General features: G+C 46.2%; 21 protein-coding genes and 1 pseudogene. 10 read left to right on the forward strand and 12 right to left on the reverse strand.

What is annotated here, in order from left to right; translation table 11 throughout:
• Window positions 1-182: 182 nt before the first annotated feature.
• Window positions 183-1,559 carry a DNA phosphorothioation system restriction enzyme gene (locus RIC07_RS16545; RefSeq protein WP_446395492.1) on the reverse strand — a complete coding sequence of 459 codons (1,377 nt, stop codon included), beginning with the start codon at window positions 1,557-1,559 and terminating at the stop codon, window positions 183-185.
• 3 nt (window positions 1,560-1,562) lie between these two features.
• Between RIC07_RS16545 and RIC07_RS16550 the strand changes: the two genes are divergently transcribed.
• The gene (locus RIC07_RS16550; RefSeq protein ID WP_446395493.1) at window positions 1,563-1,694 is read left to right on the forward strand and encodes a hypothetical protein; all 132 of its coding nucleotides are present in this window, start codon (window positions 1,563-1,565) and stop codon (window positions 1,692-1,694) included.
• A 99-nt stretch (window positions 1,695-1,793) separates the two neighbouring features.
• On the opposite strand, the gene RIC07_RS16555 is transcribed toward RIC07_RS16550, so the two are convergent.
• The gene (locus RIC07_RS16555) at window positions 1,794-2,720 is read right to left on the reverse strand and encodes a cobalamin-binding protein (RefSeq protein WP_446395494.1); all 927 of its coding nucleotides are present in this window, start codon (window positions 2,718-2,720) and stop codon (window positions 1,794-1,796) included.
• A 247-nt stretch (window positions 2,721-2,967) separates the two neighbouring features.
• Between RIC07_RS16555 and RIC07_RS16560 the strand changes: the two genes are divergently transcribed.
• A complete protein-coding gene (locus tag RIC07_RS16560) occupies window positions 2,968-4,551 on the forward strand; it encodes a B12-binding domain-containing radical SAM protein (RefSeq protein ID WP_446395495.1) in 1,584 nt (527 codons plus the stop codon).
• A gap of 353 nt (window positions 4,552-4,904) precedes the next feature.
• Here the strand turns inward: RIC07_RS16560 and RIC07_RS16565 are convergent, their stop codons facing one another.
• The gene (locus RIC07_RS16565) at window positions 4,905-5,291 is read right to left on the reverse strand and encodes a hypothetical protein (RefSeq protein ID WP_446395496.1); all 387 of its coding nucleotides are present in this window, start codon (window positions 5,289-5,291) and stop codon (window positions 4,905-4,907) included.
• A 361-nt stretch (window positions 5,292-5,652) separates the two neighbouring features.
• Here RIC07_RS16565 and RIC07_RS16570 point away from each other — a divergent pair, with 361 nt between their 5' ends.
• Window positions 5,653-6,672, forward strand: a complete 1,020-nt coding sequence (locus tag RIC07_RS16570; RefSeq protein ID WP_446395497.1) for an AI-2E family transporter — start codon at window positions 5,653-5,655, stop codon at window positions 6,670-6,672.
• A 112-nt stretch (window positions 6,673-6,784) separates the two neighbouring features.
• On the opposite strand, the gene RIC07_RS16575 is transcribed toward RIC07_RS16570, so the two are convergent.
• On the reverse strand, window positions 6,785-7,315 hold the full coding sequence (locus tag RIC07_RS16575) for a shikimate kinase (protein WP_446395498.1): 531 nt from the start codon (window positions 7,313-7,315) through the stop codon (window positions 6,785-6,787).
• 92 nt (window positions 7,316-7,407) lie between these two features.
• The gene (locus tag RIC07_RS16580; RefSeq protein ID WP_446395499.1) at window positions 7,408-7,821 is read right to left on the reverse strand and encodes a response regulator; all 414 of its coding nucleotides are present in this window, start codon (window positions 7,819-7,821) and stop codon (window positions 7,408-7,410) included.
• Between the two features lie 155 nt (window positions 7,822-7,976).
• Between RIC07_RS16580 and RIC07_RS16585 the strand changes: the two genes are divergently transcribed.
• Window positions 7,977-8,204 (forward strand): hypothetical protein, encoded by a 228-nt coding sequence (locus RIC07_RS16585; protein WP_446395500.1) that lies wholly within the window; start codon window positions 7,977-7,979, stop codon window positions 8,202-8,204.
• Window positions 8,205-8,366: 162 nt separating this feature from the next.
• Here RIC07_RS16585 and RIC07_RS16590 read toward each other — a convergent pair whose 3' ends face one another.
• Together RIC07_RS16590 and lepB are read right to left on the reverse strand one after the other, a co-directional pair.
• Entirely contained in the window at window positions 8,367-9,095 is a 729-nt protein-coding gene (locus RIC07_RS16590; protein WP_446395501.1) for a Crp/Fnr family transcriptional regulator, read from the reverse strand.
• A 78-nt stretch (window positions 9,096-9,173) separates the two neighbouring features.
• Window positions 9,174-10,313 (reverse strand): signal peptidase I, encoded by a 1,140-nt coding sequence (gene lepB, locus RIC07_RS16595; protein WP_446395502.1) that lies wholly within the window; start codon window positions 10,311-10,313, stop codon window positions 9,174-9,176.
• 62 nt (window positions 10,314-10,375) lie between these two features.
• Here lepB and RIC07_RS16600 point away from each other — a divergent pair, with 62 nt between their 5' ends.
• The 6 genes and pseudogenes from RIC07_RS16600 to RIC07_RS16625 all read left to right on the forward strand — a co-directional run.
• Entirely contained in the window at window positions 10,376-12,874 is a 2,499-nt protein-coding gene (locus RIC07_RS16600; RefSeq protein WP_446395503.1) for a PhoD-like phosphatase, read from the forward strand.
• 526 nt (window positions 12,875-13,400) lie between these two features.
• Window positions 13,401-14,846 carry a circularly permuted type 2 ATP-grasp protein gene (locus RIC07_RS16605; RefSeq protein WP_446395504.1) on the forward strand — a complete coding sequence of 482 codons (1,446 nt, stop codon included), beginning with the start codon at window positions 13,401-13,403 and terminating at the stop codon, window positions 14,844-14,846.
• A 133-nt stretch (window positions 14,847-14,979) separates the two neighbouring features.
• On the forward strand, window positions 14,980-15,927 hold the full coding sequence (locus RIC07_RS16610) for an alpha-E domain-containing protein (RefSeq protein ID WP_446395505.1): 948 nt from the start codon (window positions 14,980-14,982) through the stop codon (window positions 15,925-15,927).
• A gap of 62 nt (window positions 15,928-15,989) precedes the next feature.
• Window positions 15,990-16,901: a transglutaminase family protein gene (locus RIC07_RS16615; RefSeq protein ID WP_446395506.1), complete on the forward strand. Its 912-nt coding sequence runs from the start codon at window positions 15,990-15,992 to the stop codon at window positions 16,899-16,901.
• A gap of 24 nt (window positions 16,902-16,925) precedes the next feature.
• Window positions 16,926-18,416: a TldD/PmbA family protein gene (locus RIC07_RS16620; protein WP_446395507.1), complete on the forward strand. Its 1,491-nt coding sequence runs from the start codon at window positions 16,926-16,928 to the stop codon at window positions 18,414-18,416.
• Window positions 18,417-18,587: 171 nt separating this feature from the next.
• Window positions 18,588-18,854: pseudogene (locus RIC07_RS16625) on the forward strand (Uma2 family endonuclease); the annotation flags it as partial.
• Window positions 18,855-19,213: 359 nt separating this feature from the next.
• Here the strand turns inward: RIC07_RS16625 and RIC07_RS16630 are convergent.
• The 5 genes from RIC07_RS16630 to RIC07_RS16650 all read right to left on the reverse strand — a co-directional run bounded on the left by RIC07_RS16630 (window position 19,214) and on the right by RIC07_RS16650 (window position 26,748).
• Window positions 19,214-19,819 (reverse strand): PEP-CTERM sorting domain-containing protein, encoded by a 606-nt coding sequence (locus RIC07_RS16630; protein ID WP_446395508.1) that lies wholly within the window; start codon window positions 19,817-19,819, stop codon window positions 19,214-19,216.
• Between the two features lie 1,244 nt (window positions 19,820-21,063).
• Window positions 21,064-21,810, reverse strand: a complete 747-nt coding sequence (gene hpsJ-A / locus RIC07_RS16635; protein ID WP_446395509.1) for an HpsJ-like protein, cyanoexosortase A-associated — start codon at window positions 21,808-21,810, stop codon at window positions 21,064-21,066.
• Window positions 21,811-22,170: 360 nt separating this feature from the next.
• Window positions 22,171-22,380 carry a hypothetical protein gene (locus tag RIC07_RS16640; protein WP_446395510.1) on the reverse strand — a complete coding sequence of 70 codons (210 nt, stop codon included), beginning with the start codon at window positions 22,378-22,380 and terminating at the stop codon, window positions 22,171-22,173.
• Complete coding sequence (gene crtA, locus RIC07_RS16645; RefSeq protein ID WP_446395511.1) at window positions 22,380-23,270, reverse strand: cyanoexosortase A; 891 nt, start codon at window positions 23,268-23,270, stop codon at window positions 22,380-22,382. Before crtA ends, RIC07_RS16640 begins: the two co-directional genes overlap by 1 nt.
• Window positions 23,271-23,304: 34 nt before the next feature.
• Complete coding sequence (locus RIC07_RS16650; RefSeq protein WP_446395512.1) at window positions 23,305-26,748, reverse strand: DUF4347 domain-containing protein; 3,444 nt, start codon at window positions 26,746-26,748, stop codon at window positions 23,305-23,307.
• Window positions 26,749-26,791: the final 43 nt, after the last annotated feature.

Here is a 26,791-nt window from a genome sequence, read left to right on the forward strand (position 1 = left end):
AATGACAAATGACAAATGACGAATGACAAATGACAAATGACAAATGACAAATGACAAATGACAAATGACAAATGACAAATGACAAATGACAAATGACAAATGACAAATGACAAATGACAAATAACAAATGACGAATGACAATCTTCACCGTTCACGTTAATTATGTCCACCTACTTATAGGATCAAATGTCCAGCAATCCATACCGTTTCTGAAGTTGCAGCAATTTTAGTCGGGCTTCTCCTGCATTATCGGCTAAATCAGCAAACTCTAAAAACCGTTTCAACTCTTTTTTGAGCAAATTCCGTTCCACCTCGAAGGTTTCTCGTCCTAAATCTGGAGGGAGAACAATCATATCAAATAAAGTTGCCCGTTCCTTATCAGGATGCGGGCGCAAAATCCGCCCCCGCCGTTGAATAAACTGGCGGGGATTTCCACTACTAGCCAGAATGACAGCGGTTTGAATCGCTGGAATATCTACCCCTTCATCAAGACAGCGAATCGCCACTAATCCTTGTAATTTCCCGGTTTCAAATTGACGACGTAATTCCTCTCGTTCGGCTAAAGGCGTGTCTGCTGTATAGGTGTTAATCCGATATCCAAGTTCACTTCCCAATAACCGGGTTACGGCTGCTAATTGACGAGTGGTTTCCTGACTTACACTGCCTTCAACTGAACCATCTCCACAATAAAACAACGTGTGATAGGTCTCTAATCGTTCTGCCATTAACTGTTGCAATGCGGTTAACTTGTTAGCCGCTGCCCCAATTAAACGAGCGCGTTGCATTAATAAGGCAGTTACAGTATCATTATTCTGGATATCGACACCTTCATTATCCATTAGCGCCCAGCCAATGCGTTTAGTAAATTTGGCATAGGCGATTGATTCAGTTTCGGTTAATTCCACTAATATTGGATAGTAGAGATAGTGAACTAATGCGCCTTGGTGAATCGCATCCGCTAAAGTTAGTTCAGGTTGCAAAACTGAGCCAAAATAGTTGAATAAGCCGTGGGTTCCTTCTTCATCAAAATAGCGTTCTGGTGTGGCGGATAGGGCAAGACGTAAGCCAATGTTGCGCGGTAAACTCTCTTCTAAGCGTCGAGACCCTAGGTTATGGGCTTCATCACCAACAATTAAGGTTTTGGGGGGAAGGTATTTGAGTTGAGATTGTAACCCCTCTGTGATCAATGTGGCGTTGGTGGTGATAATTGTCAGAAAAGATTGATTGCCCGATTGTAAGTTATAAAGGGCAGTAGAAAGTTGATTTTGCCAATGGCGTACATTTTCAAATGCCAGAATCGGTTCTAAATTAAACGTCTGACATTCTCGCGCCCATTGGGTAACTAGATGACGATAGGGACAAACAACCAGTAAGACTTGTAAGCCGATTTGGTGATAGAGTTGGTTTGCGATCGCGAGGGCGGTAATTGTCTTGCCACTCCCTGTTGCCATCTTCAGCGTACCGCGTCCCTGATTGCTAAACCAGTTGGTTATCGCTTGTTGCTGATAGGAACGCAGGTGCAGTGATGGGGGTAGCCGGGGACAACCTGGTGATATCATTTCTTGAGGGCAGATGGCAGAGGGAGAGCTGGGGGAGCTGGGGGAGCTGGGGAAGCTGGGGGAGCTGGGGGAGCTGGGGAAGCTGGGGGAGATAGGGGAGATAGGGAAGATAGGGAAGATGAGGGCGGGTTTTGAACCAACGTTATCATCAATAGCTGGCGCGAAGTCCCTAAACCCGCCCCTACAAATCAGGTTCCCTTGAAGGTGAAGGAAGTGAAGACTCAACACTCAACCCTAAAAAATTTCCCAAGCCTTTCCGCGATACCCAAAATTAAATGATTCTGGATGCAGGATTTCTGCCAAAATTTCTAACGAATCCACTAATCGGGGTCCGGGACGATTAAAATAAGCATTGCCATCGGTAATATAGACTCTCTTATTTCGTACCGCCTGTAACTCTGACCACTCTGAACGCTGAGTTAACTGCTGGGTTTCCTGACGGGTTCGCTCTAAATCGAAACCACAGGGCATAATAATCATAACTTGGGGGTCAGTTTTCAGTAGTGCATCCCATTCTAAGTACGGCGAATGCTTCCCCAAAGCGGCAAATAAATGATGACCCCCAGCCATATCGACTAATTCGGGAATCCAGTTACCGCTAGCCATTAACGGATCAGTCCATTCGATCGCGGCGACTGTGGGTTGATTGGCGAGGGAGAAGTTCTGTGTCATTTGCTGAATGGTGTCCACACGAGATTGGAGTCGATTCAGCAAGGGTTGCGCGTCTACGCCTAATGTAGCCGCTACTCGTTCAATATCTGCCCATACCTCGCTTAATTGATTCGGCTGCAAGGAAATCACTTTCGGCTGACTGTGGGTGAGTTCAGCCACCGCTTTCTCCACCTCTGGAAAATTGACCGCACAGACATCACATTGATCTTGAGTAACAATGTGGGTGGGTTGTAATTGTTCCAGGATATCGGTTTTAATTTGGTAGATGCTCAGGGCGTCCTTGACTAAGCGACGCACATCCCGGTCTATTTGGGCGCTGGGTTTTTCGGCATTCAGTCGCGCTTCGGTACAAATGGGGCGGTTCTGGATGTCGGGAGGATAGTCGCATTCGTGCGATCGCCCGACAATTGCATCGGTTAAGCCTAAAGCGGCGACAATCTCGGTAGCGCTAGGGAGTAGGGAGACTATTTTTAGGTCGGATGTTGGCATGATGGAGTGAAGATTTTATTTTTTCAACGCAGAGGAACGCAGAGGGTTACGCAGAGGGGCGCAGAGGCTTTGAGAGGATTTGAGTGAAAATTTTGTAGAATTTGAGAAACGATAAGTTGTCACCTGGCAAGTTTGCTTTAGGGGGTAAAAGCACTCACTCGAAATTCATTTTGTTACTTTAACCGGATATTTGTGCTAAAACGTGTACTATTATCCGATGCCAAATTTTAGGTGATTTAGTTCTAATATGAAAGCATTGCTCGTCTATCCCCTCTTTCCCAAGACATTCTGGTCTTATGAAAAAATATTAGAATTAGTCGATCGCAAAGTTTTGCTGCCTCCTTTAGGGTTGGTCACTGTTGCGGCTATTTTACCACAGACGTGGGAATTTAAACTGGTGGATCGCAATATCCGAGCCGTCACCGAAGCGGAATGGGAATGGGCGGATATTGTGATTCTTTCAGCGATGATTGTCCAAAAAGGGGATTTACTGGCACAAATCCGGGAAGCCAAACGGCGAGGGAAACGGGTGGCTTGTGGGGGTCCTTTCCCCACCTCTGTTCCCGATGGGGTGCAGGAAGCGGGGGCTGATTATCTGATTTTAGACGAAGGCGAAATTACGTTACCCCTGTTTGTCGAGGCGATTCAACGGGGAGATGAGACAGGCATATTCCGTTCCAATGGGCAAAAACCGGATGTGACAACCACGCCAATTCCTCGGTTTGATTTATTGGAATTGGATGCTTATGATTCAATGTCGGTGCAATTCTCGCGCGGTTGTCCGTTTCAATGTGAATTTTGCGATATTATTGTCCTCTATGGACGCAAGCCCCGGACGAAAACACCCGCCCAGTTATTGGCAGAATTAGACTATCTCTATGAACTGGGATGGCGGCGGGGTGTGTTTATGGTCGATGATAATTTCATTGGCAATAAGCGGAATGTCAAGTTATTGCTCAAAGAATTAAAAGTTTGGCAAGAAGCACACCAGTATCCTTTCCGATTTAATACCGAAGCCTCAGTTGACTTGGCACAAGACCCCGAACTGATGCAATTAATGGTCGAGTGCTATTTTGATGCCGTGTTTCTGGGAATTGAAACACCCGATGAGGATAGTTTACAGTTGACCAAAAAATTCCAAAATACCCGCAGTTCGTTGGCTGAATCCGTGGATATTATTACTGAGACAGGATTGCGGGTGATTGCTGGTTTTATTGTCGGTTTTGATGGCGAAAAATCTGGTGCGGGTTCGCGGATTGTCCGGTTTGCTGAACAGACAGGAATTCCGACTACAACCTTTGCTATGTTGCAAGCTTTACCGAATACAGCATTGTGGCATCGGTTAGATAAGGAGGGGCGACTTCGGGGCAAAGATGGCAATATTAACCAAACCACGTTAATGAATTTTATCCCCACTCGCCCTTTAGAAGAAATTGCCCGGGAATATGTGGAGGCGTTTTGGCAATTATATGAGCCGGAGCAATATTTAGATCGGGTGTATCGGTATTTCCTGAAACTCGGAGAACCTAAGTGTAAACCCCCGTTTAAATTGCCGAGTTGGGTAGATTTAAAGGCAGTGGCAATTGTGTGTTGGCGACAGGGGCTGAAACGGAAAACACGCTGGAAGTTTTGGCATCATTTATTTAGTATGATTCGGCGAAATCCAGCGGTTTGGGAGCATTATTTAATTGTTTGCGCTCACAACGAGCATTTTATGGAATATCGTCATATTGTCCGGGATCAAATTGAGGGACAGTTGGCGGAGTTTTTGGCACGGGAGGAGAAGTTAAAAGTCTATACAGAGAATCGGAAAACTCAGGTGACTGTATAACGTGATTCGAGTTACCCTCCTATGTAAAGTCAGTAAACAGTGATCAGTGAACAGTGATCAATAAGCAGTGCTAAGTCGAATGGTACTGACTTAAGGTTGGTGATGGCGGCGTGGCACAGCTAAAATAGGGTTTTGTTTGTAGTAAGCACGAAGAGTGCTATAACGCTTAGCTGGAGAGGGCTGAAGCCCTCACTACGAACCAATTCTAATTCATCAAATAAGGTGTGCCACGCCACTACGGTATATCAAAGGTGTCGGTGATTCCCTAATGTTTATTGAGCGTGCCATTCGTGCTAAGTCGGTGACAACTGATAACTGACAACTGACAACTGATGAGGAAACGTCTTGCGAAACTAAGATAAATCTAAGTTGGTTTTATTAGCAATCTGTTCCTGTACTCCCATCTTAATGTCTTGAGCTACCTTCGTAAATTTATCCAGGCTCTTTGGTTGAGACTGTACGGTATCTGCTATAGCTTGAACGCTTTGAGCCACCTCTGAGTCTGTTTGAGCGACTTCTTCGATATGTTTGGCGATGCGAGCCGCTTGATTGCCATTTAAGGGCTGTTGCTCAGTTAGTTCAATCTCAGTTGCCGTTGTGGGAAATCTATCTTGAAGTAGATGCCATAAGTTGTGACGTTGTTCAAGCAACTGTCCTGCGATTGGTTGACCTGTTTTTTCGACAGCGTTTGTCAGTACCAAAGTAGCAATTGCTGGTTCGGTTAGTGAAGTGGATGTCATAAAGCATTATTATTGATAAACGGTTATACCTTAGCAAAGCATACTGAGGCAAGTTTATCGTCTATGGAAAGTTAGAGTTTGAGCAATACTGGTATTTCTACCACCAATATCGGGATGCTACCACAACTTTCAGAGGTAAGCATCTCTCCTTCTGGGTAAAAGAAGCAATATAGCGCTTCTGCCCTATTTAGGGTAATTTATTAGAATCCTTGGTTAAATACCAAGAGTTCCCGCCAGAGATTCAAGTCTCTGGCTAAAAGCTCAAGTCCTCTAAAGACGACTGAAAAAGGATTCTATTTAGTTTCAACCGACTTGCGCTAAATAAATTTGGTTAATCTAACCTTTGACTGGAGGCAACTTTGTGCATATAGGTCCATTACTGGGATTGTTCTTATTGATCATCTCGGTTTACATTCTGTGGAAAATTAAAACAGTCATTTTGCTTGGCTTTGCTGCCGTAGTTTTTGCCACTACACTTAACCGAATGGTGCGATTTCTGCTACGCTTTCGGCTCAAACGCAGTTTCGCTATTATTATATCCGTAGGTTTTTGCCTCGGATTAATGATTGGTTTTTTTGTCCTGGTTGTACCACCATTTGTTGATCAAGTTCAGCAATTAATTGATTTAGTTCCAATTGGATTACAACAAATTCCTGAATGGGCAAACTGGGTGAGAAATTTAGTTCCCGATGGACTTTTAGAGGATATTGGCGGATTGAAAGTCTTTACCCAAAATCTGCGCTCATGGGCAACCAAACTATTTGGCAACTTTTTTGATATATTCTATAGTTCAATTGGCGTAGTCTTGAACATGTTGTTAGTTGTGGTTGTAACCATTATGTTACTCGCCAATCCCGAACCCTACCGCAAAGGTTTTATCCTCCTATTTCCTGCCTTTTATCGCCGCCGAATGCAGGAGATTCTCGATGAATGTGAAGATACTCTGGGAGGTTGGGCAGTTGGTATCCTCTTTAACATGACGGTAATTGCTATATTGAGTGGGCTGGGGTTATGGATTTTGCAGATACAATTGCCCCTAGCAAATGGTTTGTTAGCGGGTATATTTACCTTTATCCCCAATTTGGGTCCGACTTTAAGCGTAATTCCTCCCGTGGCATTGGCTTTACTTGATACGCCTTGGAAAGCTCTAGCGGTTGTGATTTTGTATATAGTAATTCAGCAAATTGAAAGTAATATTTTAACCCCGCTGGTTATGCAAAAACAGGTGTCTTTACTGCCAGCGGTTACGTTATTATCTCAGATGGCTTTTGCTATATTTTTCGGGATCTTTGGCTTGTTCTTGGCGCTTCCCATTGTTGTCGTGGCTCAGGTTTGCTTAAAAGAAGTTTTAATCAAAGATATCCTAAACAAATGGGAATAGTTGATTCGTTATAATCTTTTGTAGGTGGGTTGAACAAAGTGAAACCCAACAGATTTACATCAAGTTTTTGTTTGTTGGGTCTCGTCCCTCGACCCAACCTACTCCTTTAATTTTATTTAAGAACTGAAGGAATTGCTGCCATTATCTGTGATGTAATGAATTCCGGTGTATCACTGACACTAATTGGAATGTGAAGATCGGCTTCTGCATACAAATGACGCCGTTTATCAAGTAAATTTTGCAGGGCTACTGTTGGATCAGTTGTTTGTAATAAGGGGCGGGTAGTATCATCTTGCAGACGCTGTATTAATAGGTCTACAGGTGCATCTAACCAGACAATTAAACCTTGGTGTAGATAACTCCAATTCATCTGTTTGAGTACAATGCCACCACCTGTAGCAACAGTTAAGTTAGTGTAAGCGGATACTTCTGACAAGACTTGAGCTTCTACCTGGCGAAATTCGTCCTCTCCCCTGTCAGCAAAAATCTGGTTAATGGTTTGTCCTGCTACTTGTTCAATCAGGAAATCTGTGTCTACAAAACGATAGCCGAGTTCTTTTGCCAATCGTTGCCCTACGGTAGTTTTACCGACACCCATCATGCCAATCAGGTAGACATTGATGCCTTTTAATAAATCGTTCATCACCAAAGCGTTTCTCTCTGATCTCCTGGTTAAGACGAGTTACATTCTACCTGATTGCATCCTATACAATTACAATTTCAATGCGTCTTCGGTTATTGTGCCAATTGGGGACAAAATTTACCCTGCTCAAGGATAGCCGCGATCGCTAATAAATCATCAACCTTGAGCGGTTTCGCAATATGGCTGTCAAACCCTGTGGCTAGGGCGAGTTGGCGATTTGGCTCAGTAGCCGCCACCGTCACCGCGATCGCGGTGACATGATACCCTACTTTTGTCTCTAAGCCTCTGATTTGACGGATCAGCCAATAGCCGTCTTCTCCTGGCAGAAGTAGCTCACATAGTAGAATATCCGGTTGAAAATCCTCAAATACCTCTAAAGCTTCCTTAGCGCTAGTAACAGTCAGAACATTGGCTTCTTCTTGCTCAAAAATGATGCTGAGTAATTCTCTGGAATCGGCATTGTGATCTACAACTAAAATCCGCCTATTTTTGAAATTGTGGTTCATTGGTGTTGCCTAGCTTTTGTTGATTCAACCGCGATCGCCTACGCTGGCAAAGATTGAATTAGACCTTTTGCTGTTCAAGCATTACACAATGAAGAGTATTCGTCGGTACGGTAGCGTACAGGGGCAGAGCTGGGGGAGCAATGTAGAGACGTAGCATGCTACGTCTGGGAGCAGGGGGAGCAGGGGAAGCAGGGGAAGCAGGGGAAGCAGGGGGAGCAGGGGAAGCAGGGGAAGCAGGGGAAGCAGGGGAAGCAGGGGAAGCAGGGGAAGCAGGGGAAGCTGGGGAAGCAGGGGAAGCTGGGGAAGCAAGGGGAAGCAAGGGGAGCAGGGGAAGCAGGGGAAGCAGGGGAAGCAGGGGAAGCAGGGGAAGCAGGGGAAGCTGAGACGTTCCGATGAAACATCTTTTGTAGGGGCGGGTTTTACCACTAACGTTTCGTTTTCACCCTGATATAACTAAACCCGCCCCGCCCTAACCGTTCAATTATCACAAATGACAAATGACAAATGACGAATGACAAATGACAAATGACAAATGACAAATGACATCACCGATCGCCATTTGGGGGATAAAGTAAGCGATCGCACTCGTGCTTGACAACCCTGTAACATTCACACGCTAGAGTTTCCAGGAGTTCCCGATTGAGAATGGTAATTTTTCCTCGGTGAGAGCGAATTGCACCTGTTTCCTGAAGCTTGCCCGCCGCGACTGTCACCGTAGCCCGACGGGTTCCCAGCATATTGCCCAGAAATTCTTGAGTGAGTCGCAACTCAGAGCCAGAAATACTATCCTGAGCAGAGAGTAACCACCGAGCCAGCCGTTGTTCTAGCCGATGCTGGCGATTGCAAGCCGCCGTTTGACTCACCTGATTTAAGAGAGTTTGGGTGTAGCAGAGGAGCAATCGCTGCAATCTCCCCCCTCGCTCAAACTCGCGTTTCAGAATCGAGGCATCCATTTTCATCCCGGTGCCTTCGAGTTGCACAACGCCTTGGTTGATTGCTATCCCATCCGCCAGAAATACAGGAATACCAACCATCCCCTCCTTTCCTACCATGCCTACTTCCGTTGTTGAACCATTTGTCAAGAGGGTGACTAACGAAACCATTGCCCGATTGGGAAAATAGACATGGAGAATCGGTTCTCCAGGTTGATAAAGAATTTGTCCTAATGGCAGAGATTCTTCTTCTAGATAAGGAACAATGCGCTGGTATTCCTGATTGGGTAGAGCTGTCAGCAGTTGATTAATGACAGAATTGTTGCTATTTGAAAACGGCATTTTAGTGGAGTATTCCTAGGTAATTTCTCGCGAAGCTATCACCATTTATTTATACTATGATATCTACCTAATAACTCATTATTCAATACTTGAATAACCAATAGGACAAGTTGGCTCTTGCGTTTCATCGACGGGCAACATGGCTTTGGGCGGTGGGGTGGTGGTTGGGCGATCGCTTTCACAGAGTATCGCCCGTGTAGTCTGTTCATTTGTATCATCATTTTTGCCAATCCATACGATACCCACGTAGCTTTTTATCTCCGGAGTTTTAGCGATTCCAGTATTTTGAATAATTTGTTTGTCGTCAGTAACGATAATAGTGTAACTATAGTTTTCCGTTTCTGAGTCAATGCCCAGATCCAGTCCACTCAAATCAGAACTAAAGTATCCATTCTCAAGGTAAAATGCCTTTTGCGCTCGATTCATCGAGTGAACATATATCTTGCCTTCCGCTTCCTGCGATTCAGGGGTCTCTATTCCTTCAGATGAATATATCTCATACAAAGATGATAAGTTTTCCATGAGCCTAAACACTGATACCTTTGTTTCTTCATCTAAAGAATTGGAATTATCTAAGAGTTGTTGATGCTCGGCTGGATAGATAATCGCTATGGCTTGACCGATTATTAATTCCTGGTTGACAAATCCCCAATAATGACTGTCATAAGAGTTATTGCGATTATCTCCGAGGACGAGATAATGATTATCAGGAACGACAACAGGTCCATAGTGATACTCAGGGGCTTCTTTGATATAATCTTCTAACAAGGATTGACCATTGATATAAACTAAACCATCTTTTACTTCTACGGTTTCTCCGGGCAAGCCAATCACGCGATGGAGAAAAGGGTCGGTAAAATCCAGTTCCCTAAGCGTTGGAGTGGGCTGAAATAAAATAATATCACTCCGTTGAGGAGGCTGAGATATATAAGCTGTTTTATCCACTAAGATGTGAACATCAATTGGCAAAGTTGGCTCCATTGAACCACTTGCCATATAACGGGTTTCAAGCACTTCAGAACATCTCGATAAAGATAAGGGAGGAGTTTCCATTTCTCTTGTAGATAACAATCCTGCCAAAATTGATCCGAAGACGTTGATACATTCGACTTTAGTCGGTAATAGCTCAGGAGAATCAGCCAAGGATGGTAAAGTATTTGCCCAGAATAAGCCCAATCCTAAACAAGCCGCTGCGATACTATTTTTAATGTCTGACATAATGGATGATAATGAACGATTTGAACAGAACGGGCTAATCAACACATCTACTCATCAATGCAATGCCTTTACTCGACGCCTACAGCGACTTTGAGCAACAACTGACACACCTGCCGCTCATTTTGGCAGGTCCCATCTTGCGGCGTACCGATCCTGATAGCGTCACGGTTTGGCTGGCATTGAAAGCGCCGAGTTTAGTCACACTTAGAGTGTATACCACGATCGCAGGTCAGGGTAAAACCCTTGATCGGGAACAGTTGACTGGATCACGCGCCACTGTCGCTGTGGGCAAATACCTGCATATTGTCGCGGTAACGGCTAAACCTGTTGATGGATATTTACTCGAACCGGGACAGATTTATGCCTACGATTTAGAATTTGGCGATCGCAATCAAACCCTCAATGATGCCCTCAACGCCAGAGACGTTTTTCCCTTCATCACCATTAGCTATTTAGAACACAATCTGCCCACATTTGCCATGCCGCCGGATGACTTAAATCATCTGCGGATAGTTCACGGTTCCTGTCGCAAAGCCCACGGGAATGGACTAGATGCCCTACCCCTGCTAGATGGTTTAATCGAACAGTCAGCCGATCAACCTAATCATAGACCGCATCAACTCTTTTTAACCGGAGACCAAATTTACGCCGATGATGTGGCTGATCCCCTGTTAGCCGCCCTCAGCGATATCGGGAATACGTTACTCGGTTGGCAGGAAGAATTGCCCTATAAAGGTGATTTTGTCAAGGGGTATTCCTGGAAAAAAGTGAGTGAATGGAAACCGGGACAGCGCACAGAAATTGCCCGAAATTATGCTGGCTTAACGGCGATGTTGGAGAATCAACCTGAACGCTCTAAAAGCCATCTATTTAGTTTGGGTGAATATTTGGCGATGTATCTGTTGTCTTTGTCGCCAATCCTGTGGGTGAATCCCTTTACCAAAGGCAAGACAAGGGGGAAAAAGTCGAAATCATGGGATGAGGAAGTTGATGCGATTCAGGACTTTTCCAGGTATTTGTGGCAAGTTAGGCGATCGCTAGCGAATGTGCCAACTTATATGGTTTTTGATGACCACGATATTAGCGATGACTGGTATTTGAATCGGGAGTGGTGTAACCGAGTTTTAGGTAAACCTCTGGGCAGACGGATCATCCAAAATGGACTATTAGCTTATGCCTTGTGTCAGGCGTGGGGAAATACACCAGAACAGTTTACCTCGGGACAACCGGGAGAAAAATTCTTGCAAGCATTGCAACAATGGTCAGAATCAGCCGGGACAGATGCATCCGCCTGGGAAGTGATGGGGAAATGTTTGGGAGTGCCTGACATTGAAGCCGAAACAGGATTGCCGAAATTGAAACAGGATGGAGCGGTTTTAATTCTGAATCGGAATAATTCAGATGGTACTCCCACTTTAACCTGGCACTATAGCGTTAGAAGTTTTAAGCACGAAGTTATCGTCTTAGATACACGGACGTGGCGCGGTTTTCCCATGGGAGAGGATCAAGAAATCGCGCCGCCGATGCTATTATCCCCGACAGCCTTTGACCAGCAGATTGAAGATCCCCTAGAAGTAACCGATCAGCTAAAAGCAGCGGGTAAGTCGCAGATTGAAGCCACGTTAATGGTTTTACCAACCAACCTGATCCATGCGTCGTTAGTGGATATCGCCCAACGGTGGCATTGGCATCAGGGTAAAGTATTTGGTACAGATGTGGGGGATTCGTGGAACTTTCACGATGTCGCCTTTAGTAAGCTATTAACCGCCCTATTTCAGCGACGCGATCGCATCGTGTTGCTGTCGGGGGATATTCACTATGGCTACGTGGTTCGCCTCAACTATTGGTCGAATCCCCGTGGGAAACTCCAGAGACACGCAGCAGGCTACGTCTGGGAAGCTGAAGAGAGAGACAATCATAACTTGGCATCGGTGTTGGTACAGTTAACCTCCAGTTCAATCAAAAATGCTGAGTTGAAGACCTATTTAGTTCATACCAAAGTTAAATCACTAGCATTAGAACAACCGGAATATTGGGTCGGATGGCAGACACCGCCGCCACTGGTGGAAATTATCGCCACTCCCGGTAAAGTGAGAATCCAAGATGTGCCAGTCCCCAGTCAAGGACCCTTTTGGCAGCAAATCCAGGTTGCTCAAGGTAATTGGGACATCGCGTGGCAAGTCGCCCTCAAGGAGGAGCGATCGCAACCCGACTGGCGGTATCGAACAGAGTGGAGTAAACGCCAAAAAGCGGAATCTGTTCCTTGGCTGAAGCGACATCCTCAGCCAGAATCACATCAGAAGTCACCTCTATGGCGAAAGCTTTTAGTCGGTTCTCTATCGTGGTTATGGCGAAATCGCTGGCTACAAGAGGGTGACGAAATTGTTGGCTGTAATAACATTAGCGTTGTCAGTTTCCAATGGTCACCGGATGATGCTAAAGCGGTGATTCAAGAGGTCTATTGGCATCCACCCTGGAAACCAACCAGTGTGGTTAAGAGCCGATATTTTGCGCCAATGCGGTTAGAGTCGCCACCTCCATTGCCAACCATTAACAGTTAAGGCAGAAGGCACAAGGGAGAGGAAGGGGAAGCAATGTAGAGACGTAGCATGCTACGTCTGGGAGCAGGGGAAGCTGGGGGAGCTGGGGAAGCAGAGGGAGATAGGGGAGATAGGGGAGGTTAACTCAAAACTCTACCTTACCTATTGCCCATGACACACCGAGCGTGTTACCGAGCGTGTTACTGAGCGTGTTGCCGAAGTAAGTCGAGGCAAGCCGAAGTAAGTCGAGGTAAGCGTTCGACTGAACTTCGACAGGCTCAGGGGTCCGCGCTCACGCCGAAGTCCGAGGTGTTGCCCATTGCCTATTCCCTGTTCCCTGTTCCCTGTTCCCTATTCCCTGTTCCCTATTCCCTGTTCCCTGTTCCCTGTTCCCTGTTCCCTATTGCCTAGCGCGTAGCGCTATATTTCCGAGAACATCTTTACCTGCACTCTTGGTAAACGGTAATATTCACTACAGTTCTAGATCCAATTTCGACCAATCTTGGAATACGTAGGGTGTACATCAAGGAGGAGGGGTGTAGTAAACGTGGCAGTACAATGGGATCTCTACAATCCAGAAGACTTCTATGATGAGCTGTTCTCAGCCAAAGGGCAGCCACGACCATCAGCCGCTGCCCTGATTCAATGGATGCAGGGACTACGCCCTGATGAACTCCAGCGACACCGGGAAACGGCTGAAGTTGCTCTGCTCAAGTTAGGCGTAACCTTTAGCGTCTACAGTGATAATCAGGGTATTGAACGGGTGTTCCCTTTTGATATCATTCCCCGGATTATCTCGGCTCAGGAATGGAAAACCCTAGAGCAAGGACTCAAACAACGAATTACAGCGCTGAACCTCTTCCTCAACGATATGTATGGGGAACAGCGTATTCTCAACGATGGTAAAATCCCCCACGAAGTTGTTTTTTCGGCAACGGGATTTCTCAAGCCTTGCGTCGGCTTAAAGCCGCCTAGCGATGTCTGGTGTCACATTACCGGAACAGATTTGGTGCGCGATCGCGAGGGTCAGTGGTATGTTCTGGAAGATAACCTGCGTGTACCTTCGGGCATCTCCTACGTCTTGGAAAATCGGCGGGTGATGAAAAGTACATTCCCGGCAATCTTCCAAACCCTGGCAATTCAACCCGTGGACGATTATCCCAGCCATTTGCTAGAAACGCTGCTCAATTTAGCACCACCTCAACTTCCTGATCCTACTGTTGTTGTCCTGACTCCCGGTATTTACAACTCCGCCTACTTTGAACATTCCTTTTTAGCCCAGCAAATGGGGGTGGAATTGGTCGAAGGTCGAGATTTAGTCGTCGTGGATGGCTATTTGCAAATGCGAACGACGAAAGGATTGCGGCGCGTGGATGTGGTGTATCGTCGTGTCGATGATGACTTTTTAGATCCCCAAGTCTTTCGTCCGGATTCCCTCTTAGGTGTACCCGGATTGATGGACGTTTATCGTCAAGGGCGAGTCGCCTTAGCTAATGCACCCGGAACAGGCGTAGCCGATGATAAGGTTGTCTATGCTTATGTCCCCGAAATGATTCGTTATTACCTGGGAGAAGAACCAATCTTATCCAATGTTCCCACCTATTTATGTTGGCAAGAACAAGACCGAAATTATGTCTTGAATAATTTAGAAAACGTCGTGGTTAAGTCTGCCAATGAGTCGGGGGGGTATGGTATGTTAGTGGGTTCGAGTTCCACTGAGGTAGAACGGGCGGAGTTTGCGGAACGAATTAAAGCCAATCCTCGCAATTATATCGCCCAACCGATCCTTTGTTTGTCGCGAGTGCCAACCTTGATTGATCATCAGGTAGAAGGACGACATGTCGATTTGCGCCCTTATATTTTGCATCGGGGAGACGACATTTATGTTCATCCCGGCGGATTAACCCGTGTGGCGTTGAGAAAGGGTTCTCTGGTGGTGAATTCATCCCAAGGGGGCGGAAGTAAAGATACGTGGGTGCTGAATCACTCATGAATTACACTGTTCCAAAGCTAGTCCTTTGTTAATAACTTCCTCAACACAACAAATGACAAAGGACAAATGACAAAGGACAAATGACAAAGGACAAATGACAAAGGACAAAGGACAAAGGACAAAGGACTAATTTATGCTAAGTCGGGTTGCTGATTCTATCTATTGGCTCAATCGCTATATCGAACGGGCAGAAAATATTGCCCGATTTGTGGATGTTAACTTAAATTCCATGCTGGATATGCCCCCAGGAGTGACTCAGCAGTGGGAACCCTTGGTGATTACAACGGGCGATCGAGATGTATTCCAAGAACGCTACGGCGAGGCTACCTCGGACAATGTTATCCACTTCCTCACCTTTGACTCGAACTATCCCAATTCGATTCTATCTGTACTCCAACTCGCTCGCGAGAATGCCCGTTCGGTTCGGGAAGTAATCTCCTCCGAAATGTGGGAAGAGGTCAATCAATTTTTCCTGATGGTTAAAGAGGCGTCTCAAGCAGGAACATTGGGAACATTGCCTGATTTTTGCACCCAAGTTAAACTGGCTAGCCATCGCTTTGCTGGGGTTATGGATGCCACGATGACGCATAATGAGGGATGGCATTTTGGGCAACTGGGTAGATTATTAGAACGGGCAGATAAAACAACCCGAATTCTCGATGTGAAGTATTTTGTGTTACTTCCTTCGGTACAGTGGGTAGGAACGCCATTGGATCAAATTCAATGGATGGCACTGCTGAAATCTGCCAGTGCTTATGAGATGTATCGCAAGTCTCAGCATCGGATTACTCCTAACGGTGTCGCTGAGTTTCTGATCCTCAACCGCCAGTTTCCCCGCTCAATTCACTTCTGTCTAGCGCAAGCGGAACAATCATTGCATCAAATTACTAGCACTCCCCGTGGAACCTGGTGCAACCCAGCCGAACGGGGGTTAGGGCGCTTGTGTTCTCAACTCGGATATCTGACAATAGAAGATGTTTTTGAGAATGGCTTGCATGAATTTTTAAACCAAATGCAAATCGAAATTAATCAAGTCGGCAATCAAATCTCGAAAACATTTTGTGCGGTAGAACCGGTATAGCGAGGGAGCCATGTAGAGACGTGTCATGGCACGTCTAGAGGAGCAGGGGAGATTAAATTATCGTGCGTTATAAAATTTGCCACACCACAACCTATACCTATAATCAACCCGTTATTTTAAAACCCCATATTATCAGGCTACGTCCCCGGTGTGACGGGACTCAGCAACTGCATTCGTTTACATTGGAGATTGAACCCAAACCTGAGAAAATCGCTGAGATAATCGAACTTGATGGGAATGCGATCGCGAAACTTTCGTTTAATACCAGTACCGAACAATTAACGATCAGCGCTACATCCGTTGTGGAAACCTGTCGAACTAATCCCGATACCATTCCACTGGAATCCTGGGCGACTCAATTACCGATTACATACCCCGACTACTGGTTCTCTCAGTTACAGCCTTATCAGCAATTTTATGACCCTACCTCCGGGAATTCGATTCAGCAATTAGCCCAGGATATTTACCATCAAGTTAATGGCGATACCGTTCACTTTGTCAAAACACTCAACCAATATCTCTACAGCCATTGTAAACCCCAGTATCGGGAAAAAGGTGCGCCTCGGTCTCCCCGTAAAACCTGGGACTTAAAGAAAGGCTCTTGTCGCGATTTAGCGGTACTATTCATGGACGTTTGTCGGGTGATGGGATTAGGCGCACGGTTTGTCAGTGGATATCAGGAGGGTAATCTAGAACGATCGCAACGATATCTTCATGCTTGGGTAGAGATTTACTTACCCGGTGCAGGCTGGCAAGGCTATGATCCGAATCAAGGTGTTATTGTCACGGATCGCCATATTCCCCTCGTGGCTTGTGCTATACCCCGGTATGCTGCCCCAATTTCCGGTGCGATCGCGACAACGAAATCGGTGGGTGAAGGGGGTAAGAAAATTGAGTCGGATATGAAGATTAATTTGTCGATTGCCAGAGATGAATATAGCGGTTTTCAGTCCGATACAATACATTTAACCTAAGTCAATGGATTTTAACAATAGACGATGGTACAAGCACTCACCCCAACCACCACCGCAACGGATTTGGCTCAACTGGCGATTGATTTAATTCGTCAAGCTGGCTGTGAATACGGCGATGTCCGATTTTGCACCTACCGCCATCAAAATCTTTATGCCCGCGATCGCTCTCTGAGTCAACTCTGTGATAATGTTAGTGGTGGCTTTGGTGTGCGGGTGTTACTGGATGGGGCGTGGGGTTTTGCGGCGAGTCCCTATAAAACGCCAGCAGAGGTGGAACGCCTGGTTACGTTAGCGGTGGAAATTGCCAAGGGGAGTCGCCTGTCTCAGCAAACACGGGTGCAACTGGTTCCTGTCGCTGCTTATCAGGATACCTATATCACTCCGATGGACATTGATCCCTTTAGTATCCCGATTACTGAGAAAGCCGATTTACTGTTGCACATTAATGACCAACTGCTGAGTTATGGCGAACGGGGGATTAAAAAGGCATATTCGTATTTACAATTTACCAAAGAAGATAAGACCTTTGCTTCGACGGAAGGTTCGCTGATTCACCAAACGCTGTATCGAACCTATCCTGGATTTGGCTGTACTGCGATCGCGAATGGAGATGCTCAAAATCGCAGCTATGAACGCCCGCCGATGAATAAGGGCTATGAGCATGTTATCCGAGCGGATTTACTTTCTCAAGTGGAACGGGTGGCGGAAGAAGCGATTGAAAAAGTCCATGCGCCGAAAAGTCCCTCTGGTATTCGCACCACGCTCATTCTGAAACCGACAAACCTGTGGCTAACGATTCATGAATCCGTCGGACATCCCACAGAATTAGATCGAGTATATGGCTATGAAGCCAACTTTGCTGGCACCAGTTTCGCCACCACTGATAAATTAGGGAAACTCCAGTATGCTGCACCTTGGGTCAATTTCAAAGCCGATCGCACCCAACCGGGTGGACGCAGTACCATGGGATATGATGACGAGGGCGTACCATCACAAGAGTGGTACGTTGTCAAGGATGGAATTTTAGTTGATTATTTAACGGATCGCGAAACCGCCTATCGATTGGGGCGAGGCAGTAGTAATGGTAGCGCCTTTGCCGATAGTTGGTCAAGTGTGCCAATGGTACGCATTCCCAATTTAGGCTTAGAACCGGGAGTCGAGGGGGGAAGTCATACGGCGACATTAGCCGAAATGATTGCCGATACTGAAGATGGTATTTTAATTGATGGCATTGGCAGTTTTTCCATTGATCAGCAACGGCGCAATTTTCAGTTTGGTGGTGATGCTTTTTGGAAGGTAGAAAAGGGGAAAGTAGTAGGAATGTTAAAGGATGTCACCTATCATTCTATGACCACCGACTTCTGGAACAGTGTAGACGCGATCGGACCTAAATCTGAATGGCAACAATGCGGGACAAATTTATGCGGTAAAGGCGAACCTATGCAAATCGCCCAAATGACCCATGCTTGTGTTCCGGTGCGGGTGCGAAATATCCACATCGGCGGCGCATCTTGATCCGTCTGTAGGGGCGGGTTTGACTATTATCGTTTCTTTTGCACCAAAATGCAACTAAACCCGCCCCTACATTCTTGCTCCCCTCTCTACAGATCTTCCCGGACGGCGTTATTTTTTGTGGTTACTTCTTTTTAAGTTGACTACTGAACAAACAGTACCTATTAGGTTTGATATCACCACAGTCAGCAGATTCGCGATCGCGATTTTAGAGGATCTGATTTCTTTGTGGTTCTGAATGTAGATGGTGAACGCAAACGCCAAGGCTGGGTTGTTTGGGAAGAAAATGGTCGCTATCCTGATGCGATTATCGAACTCATGTCACCGTCTACCGCTGCGATGGACACAGGTGTGAAAAAAGATATTCATCAATTGGAAGGTTTAGTAGAAGTTGTTTTAGAGGTGGAATCCTTAGAGGAATTTATCAAGCAGTTATCTTAATTGGTGTAGCAATATACCCTTAAAAACCGATTATTTGTAGGGTGCGTTAGCGCAGCGTAACGCACCATTCATAACACATGATTTCTCAAGACATTGGTGGGTTGCGGCGGATATTTCACTGAAGGATTATTGTCTTAATTAAATTCCCGCCTAACCCACCCTACAAGACTGATGACAAAGGACAAATGACAAATGACAAATGACAAATGACAAAGGACAAATGACAAAGGACAAATGACAAATGACAAATGACAAAGGACAAATGACAAATGACAAAAAAATAACCCCTTCTGCTTGACTCGACAGAAGGAGTTTACTGGGCTTCTACGTAAACTCGGAAGGAATTATTTGAGACTCAATTAAGCCTTGTTGTTCTTTTTGGACTGTTGGCGCTTGAGCAAACCGCCGATTCCTAGAGCCGTGGCTGAACCCAAGATGGTGAGGGGTTCGGGAACAGCTTCAGGATCTGTAACAGGTTTGGGTGCTTCATACACGGTGAAGTGAGATAAACCAGGACCTGGATCACCGTTACCTTTTACAACCCCATCAGTATTCCAGTCACCACTAGTAGTAACACCATCAAGTAAATAAGCACTGAAGGATGGACCGCCCTTGAGGACAACCATTATATTAGATGTGTTGAAATCGATGCCTGTAAGACTCCAGGTTCCGTTTTTAGCTTGACCATTATTTTTTGAAACTGTCAAGTCCCCATCAGTGCCACTAGAACTATTTACTTTAAATAGTTGTGACCATTCATCGATACCAAAAAGAGCATTATCATTTACAGTGCTTGAGGAATCATTAGCCTCAAAAGCACCTTCACAAAGTTCAGCGCCTTGTAAGTCTGAGATGCTACATGTCCCTAAAGATGTTAAGGCAGCTTGAGCAGGAGAGAAAGCTGAAGATGCGATGGCAACACCAGCAGCGGCTAAAACAGAGGGAACGAGAGAAGAGAATTTCATTTAAGGACTCCTTAGGACTAGATAACTCGATTGCTGAAGCGTTTGGACTGATTTGCTTCGGCTTGTTTGCTTTTCTATATTCACACTATAAGGGACTTCACTTAGGTGTTGGGTAAAGTAGCAATAAAGAATGAGTTAATTTGTGTAAACTTTCGATGAAGATTAATCGCTATAAGGTGAGATGCCTTATTGGGTAAGGATTTGAGGATTTGATCAAAGTATCGGTATTCATGCCCTCTTGAGTAAAAATAACCACAAAGAAGACCCCCAGCCTGGTTTTTTGACGCAGGAAGACTATTGGGGGTCAATCTTTTTGTGATATTGGCTAAATTACTTGTTTTAGTTGTTGTAGGTTGGGTTGAACGAAGTGAAACCCAACAGAGTATTGGTGAGACTCATAAATAAACCCAACATACCTCCTGAATTGCTCAATAAAGCCAAACAAAAGGCAGAATACAAGGTGTAAATGCTTTTTTATATAACTTATGACGTATGAATAAGGATGGGTTTCGTTGCTCAGTTATTAGTGACAAGCTAGCTTGATTTTCTAAAGGGAGTCCCTAAAATAAGACTTATAATTGATTACTTTCAGACCTGGCGGCTGCTACTGGCGTAGCAGCTAAAACCGAGGGAACAAAAGCAGAACGTTTCATGTCAGTGCTGTTTAGGACTAGTTAACTCAATTTAATATTAGATAGTTGCTAGATGTGAGCAAAACCCTGAATCGCTTGCCATATCTGGCTTAAGCTTCATTGAATTCGCTCTATCGTTCAATATAAAGTAACCTTCGATACATGTCTATAAAGCTTCGATGAAGATATCCGGAAAATTAACCCTTAATTTAAAGTTTTGATGAAGATGTCTGGGATTTCCGTGGAAATCTGGTAAAAATGGCGACATTATTCCGGCTGAAAACCCGATATAGTAAGGCTTTGATGATTTTCGAGTCTGGTTACATTAGAGATATCGTGATTTGCCGTCTTGATAGACCGCACCGTAGAAATACATAGAAGCTTCCCAGTCCTCTAATGGAACCAGGGGAACCAACCTGCTGAATAAGAGAAGGAAGTAGGGACACGATAATATCGTGCCCCTACCATACATAAATGGCGTGTATGCTTAAGTCCTACATTTATTTTTTGATCCCGAACCGCCAGAACATCTGTTGAGATTCTGTGCGCGATCGCTTCATTCTCCAATGACACACTCGCTTCCGTGCGAGATGTCCCAACAAATACCTGGAATCACTCGCTACGTCTTGCCCAACCGGTTAAGCGCCAGATACTGACAAACAACGCCCCAGAAACCAAAGCGCCCAAATTCCACTTCACCGAATTCTCCAGTAACCGTAAGCGCCGAGACTTCTTCTGGGATTGAGCTTCCTCCTGCATCCGAGTCTCACCCTGTTCCAAAAATGTCGAAAGCTGCTCCTTCACCTCAGCTAACTGCTCAGTGCCTTGAATCTGTGGCGTGCGCCCTTGACTATCCAATTGACTAATCAGAAACTGCATCTGTTCTACAGTCGTCGCTTGTCCTAGCGCCTCTCTTACCTGTTGAATCTGCTCCTGTCGCTGTTCAACTTGCCGAGTAATGTCATCCGTGTTCCGCGTGTCTAGTCGGATTGTGTTCACCACACCCAAGGGAACCAGTAAAAAGAACAAAACCCCTACCAGCAAAGCCAGCCAGGACAAAATATTCAGTATTAAAGGTTCCCATCGGGTGCGTTGATCGCGTTCCCCTAAAAACACCAGCGCCAATCCCAGCAACGGTACAGGAACTCGTTCCACCAATTGTCCGATAGTCTGAAACTCCCAAGCGGGATTCATCAAAACTGGAGGCACAAATATCTCTACGACATCGAAAAATGCCAACACTAATAACCCATAGCCTACCCACCGCACCACTCCAATGGACTTGGATAAACCAGCGCTAAACTTCCACAGTTGGTCAATCGCGGGAACAAATTTATCTTTTTCTTCTGATTGCGTCATGGTTTTAATTATCGGTTATTTGTCATTCGTCATTAGTCTTATGTCATTTGTCATACTCGCTCCCTTGAGAAGCAGGCTACGTCTTATGTCCGACATAACGATCACAACTAAATTATGAGGGGTAAGTTGTTCGGCATTTAAACCATAATGCCAAGAATTTGGAAATCCTTGTAGTGTGTTTAGCGAAGCTATGCCGCAGGCTTTGCATCTTGCTCACTACCTATAAGTAGGTGGGGACAATTAAAGTTAACGGTGGGGATCGTCATTCGTCATTCGTCATTCGTCATTTGTAAGGGTTTGAGGCTTGTTAACATAACTTAACATGGTTGAGTTTATTTCCATCAACCTACTTACACAATTTCAATTCATGCCAGCTTCCGAATGTAAAGAGGCGCCGTAGCCCATCTCTACCGACGGCTGCAACGCTAACGACTCAACCCTGGGAAGCCTAGTCGCTGACTTTCCTTTGCCCTTCTCAGCCAGAGTCGCCAGAATGACTTTCAGCAACACCACGAGAACGGCTCCAAAAATCAGCGCTAACACAAAAATCCGCACCTGTTTCCAGGACATTATGCCTCCTCAGCCTCCGGAGAACTCGCGTCCTCCAGCCGCAGCAGGAACCAGTAAAACACGCCGAAAACCATTACGGAAATCATCCCGAAGACTAGAGAACCTTCGCCTTCATGCCAGTATTTAAACGCTTCCATATTTTGGGCATTTGCCAGCACCGCCATCAATGCCACCCGGAAGCTATTGACGACAAATCCGACAACCAACGCCATGATTGGCACGAAATACTGCTTGCGGCGACTGATGGGAAACATGATTAGGCAAATCACCGATAGTCCCAACACATAGGTCATGGCTTCCATACCGGAACAGCCATGATACACCTTAACGCCACCATCAGGTAGGTTAATAAAGACCTTATCGTACAGATAGACCTGAAAGCCCATATAGTGCAGCATGAACGCCGAAAATATAGCCGTGATTGGCGAGATATCCGGTATAAATGAGGCAATTGTCGCCGGTCCACCGAGAAAAAAGAGGATGGTTATTTCTTGCCAGTATTGTTTGAAGGCTTTAAACCCAGAGGCAAGTAACGCCACACCAATGGCAGAAATAAACGGCAGCAGGCGCAGTAGCGGTGCTAACCTCTGCACATTTTCATTAGTTAGCCTCAACCCACTGATGTGGGCGCTATACGAGAGGACAAAGGCAATAACTAGCGCCCCAACAATGCTAGGGACAACTCCACTTTCCAGGTTTAACTCATGGCGTTTGCCCCACAGCAGGGAACCAACCGCTAGCCAAAACAAAACACTCATGCCAAGCTGGGCTTCATCTCCGGCTTTCCAACTGAGTGTCATGTAAATGGCAACTAAGCCAGCCGCGATGGCAAGCAGCCAATAGGGGGGGATTTTTAATCGTTGCAGGGGTGTGAGAGAGGTCGCTTTCATGGTGCTTTTTGGGTAGAAACGATTAGAGAGAAAATTAGCCAAACTGAATGCCTATCATTACATCATTAAAGTCGATATCACTATCGTTTGTCAGGTCTTCCCAGGCAAATTCATTCGGGGACAGTCGCCAGAAGTTATCGATCCCATTGGGGTTCGCGGCAATGAATGAGAAAAAGGCTAAGGGAGAATTCCCCAGTAAATTGTCGGGGTTTTCCCGTAAAAACTGTTCCGTTGTGCCGTTTTGGATCAGATACCATCCTAAAACGCGATCGCTCTCCACATTCAGTGTCCGTTGCCCATTCCCCGTCTCTCCCGGTGCAACGATAACCTGGCGATTCGGCTGAGACAGGGCAGCTGCGGCATATCCTGGATCACCAGGGAATAAATTACCGATTCGCCCATTCGGGTGATCAAACAAAAATAAACCCAGTTCATGATTAATCGGGTTATCTTGTGCCATCCAGTTTAAAATCAGGGATCTCATCTCACCCAACTCCCCTGGCACCGTCCAATCGGCGTTACTCACATTGAAGATAACATCATTAAAATCTTGATCGCCGCCACCCGTGAGATCTTCCCAAGCCAGTTGCACCATCCCATCCCCCAACTCGGTGCGTTGAACATGGTTAAACTGATCAGGATTTGCCGCCGTGACGGAGAAAAAGGCAATGGTTTCGCCATCTAGACGATTATCCGGGTTCTCGGCTAGCCAGTCTGCCCGGGTACTATCCTGAATTAAATAAAACACCCAATAGTCTCCCGCCTGGAGGCTCAAATCCACACCCTTACCCACAGTCTCACCTCGGGCAAATAATACCTGACGTTCGGCACGGGTTAAGGCTTGCTGGGCATATCCCGGATCACCAGGGCGCACGCCATTCACCGTTCCCATGGCATCATCGACTCGCAAGACACCGACTTCATTTTTAAACTGGGCTTCTCGGAACGTCCAGTCGAACTGTAAGCGCACCGCCTCTCCGGGAGTTCCACCCACTTGAAAAACGCCCTGAGTTGAACCGATTTGTGCCAGATCCACTAAACCAACGGGTAGAGTAGGTGTTGGTGTAGGTGTTGGTGTAGGTGTTGGTGTTGGGTTATCATCACCTTCATCAACATCCGCGATGATCGCAATCTCAAAGCCCTCTTCAAAAGAGAAACCATCGGCATCGGTACTGCGGACAGTAATCTGATAAATCTGATTGGTCTCGAAGTCTAATGTAACACCATCGGCAACGAGCAATTGATTTTGAGCGATCGCGAACCGTCCTCCGGCATCATCAATTAACCTGTAAGTATGGCGATCATCCGTATCTGGGTCAATTGTTGAAAGCTGACCCACAACCTTCTCCTGTAACGTATCTTTAGTTATCGTTTGATTATCTAAACGAATCGCTGTGGGTGGATTACCAACAGGAGTTACTGGACTTTGCCAAACCGAGAAAAAGGCATCCTCACTTCCCCCCGAAGTCCCCTGAAGCGGATTAATCGTAATCATATTCGTACCAGCATTTGTGGACACCATCGCCCGGATATCTCCAAACACCGCCACCCCATTCACCTCAGAACCCGATGGATTACCTCCCGACCAAAGTCCCACCAGTTCCCGTTGCTGGAAATCTTCACTTACGGCAATTACTGCCCCCTCAAAGCCACTGTAGGGTCCCACAGGAGTCCCATTAATTCGCAACTCGTCGCGATTCGGTAAAGAAGCACCCGCTTGACCCCCAATATAAACTCTGCCATTGGCATCCGCCGTAATTGCATTAATCGCAAAGGAATTCCCTTTACCACTGGAAAGGCGGGTGAGGAAAATCTGACTCTGATCCAAAGTTCCTGTCGCCGGATTCAAGCGGGCAAAATAGGCAAATTTCCCGCCACCACTGTTCGAGGTGTTTGTGTAGTTGTCGATGTTAATATTATCGGCAAATTGGGTAATGTTTTGGGGATTGCGTTGAAAAACACTATTTCCTCCATCCAAACTCCCGGCAAAGTAAAGCTGATTATCTCGTCCAATCGCCACCCGTAACCCGCGAGTATCTGCGCCTAAATCCTCTCCGGCGGCTTCATTAGCCGAAAAATTGTAATTTTCCCAGTTGATCTCACCCGTGTAACGATAGCTGCGGAGTAAGGGAAGCTGTAAATTGGTACTCACCTGTCGATATCCCGTTACAAATACCGATGAAGTATTACTGTCAATTGCCACATCTGCAATCTGAGTTCCGGCTACCGTAAAGTTCCCGATGGGAGTCCCCTCGGAATTATAAACCGTCACCTGATCGTCGGCGAGGACAGCCACCCGACCTTGTTGATCCACCGCGACTCGTTGGGCGCTACCGGGATTGGCACTCCAGAGAACCTGACTGGCGTCACTGTTAAGAGTTTTGACACCAAAGTCACCGACAACGGTGATGTTGCCATCGTTGCGATTGAGATCTAAATCCTCGACATCAGCACCCACCTGAGTGACTGAGAGTCTCCTTTGTCCCGTCGAATCCAAACGGATAACTGCCCCTTGTACCTCTGCTAAACTCTGAGTCGGTGTTAGATCAAAATTCCCGCCAATCACAATGGTTCTGTCTGGGGCAATTTCCACCGCATTGCCACTATCATCCCCATTTCCCCCTAAAAAACTGGCACTATTAACCGTGAGATTATTATCCACCGCATCCAGTACCGCCTGATACGCCGACTGCGCCCACTTATGCAACGCCACATCGGATTCAATCGTCCCCTGAGATACTTCCAACTCCCAGTCACCACCCAGGGCTGCACTCCCCGTGCGATCGCTAGAAGCGGCGACATCCGCCCCCGTCAACTGACTCACCTGTTCGATGAACTGCTGTCCTGACGCGGTTGCTGCCAGATTACAGCCATAGAACAGGATATCAGCATCTGCTGTTAACGCCCCTGCCCAGGTTTGCAACTGACTGGCATAGATATTCAGTGTATCCAGGTTCAACTCTCCTGTGCCTAATTGCAACCCTGCCGACATACCATGGGAGATAATCTGAATGCTGGATAGTCCTTGACGTTGTGCCAATACCTGAGTCATTTGGCTAACTCCGTCTTGATTGGGTGTCAGCCTAACCACCTCAGCCCCAGGGACAACCCCAGCCACTAAGGTTTCGGCGTCTGCAATCCCAGCGTCTACGAATACCAAAGTACCACCATTGGCGTTCCCCAGATCCAACCCAGTGAGGATATCTCGCCCTGTCACATTCTCGGATTCAGTGTTTAATGTCTCTGGAGAGTCTACGCTAGATAAGCGGCGTTTTAGTAACGGAATTGCCGCTTCAACGTCAATATCTGGAAGTGGCTGTAACTCTGGGATATACGCCTCACCGACAAGGTTGCGATCGCGGTTTTGGAAGCCATTGACTCCCTCGATTGGATTGAACCCTAGTCCCTCGGAGTATCCCGATAACCTGTCCGCCTCAGCGGATATGATCAACCCTGTTCCTGGTTCTATCAATTCCATCTGCTGCACCCTATCATCGCCATTGCCACTCCAATCTAGCCTG

This window comes from Coleofasciculus sp. E1-EBD-02 (assembly GCF_040218245.1).
In the GTDB taxonomy this organism is placed as follows: Bacteria; Cyanobacteriota; Cyanobacteriia; order Cyanobacteriales; family Coleofasciculaceae; genus Coleofasciculus.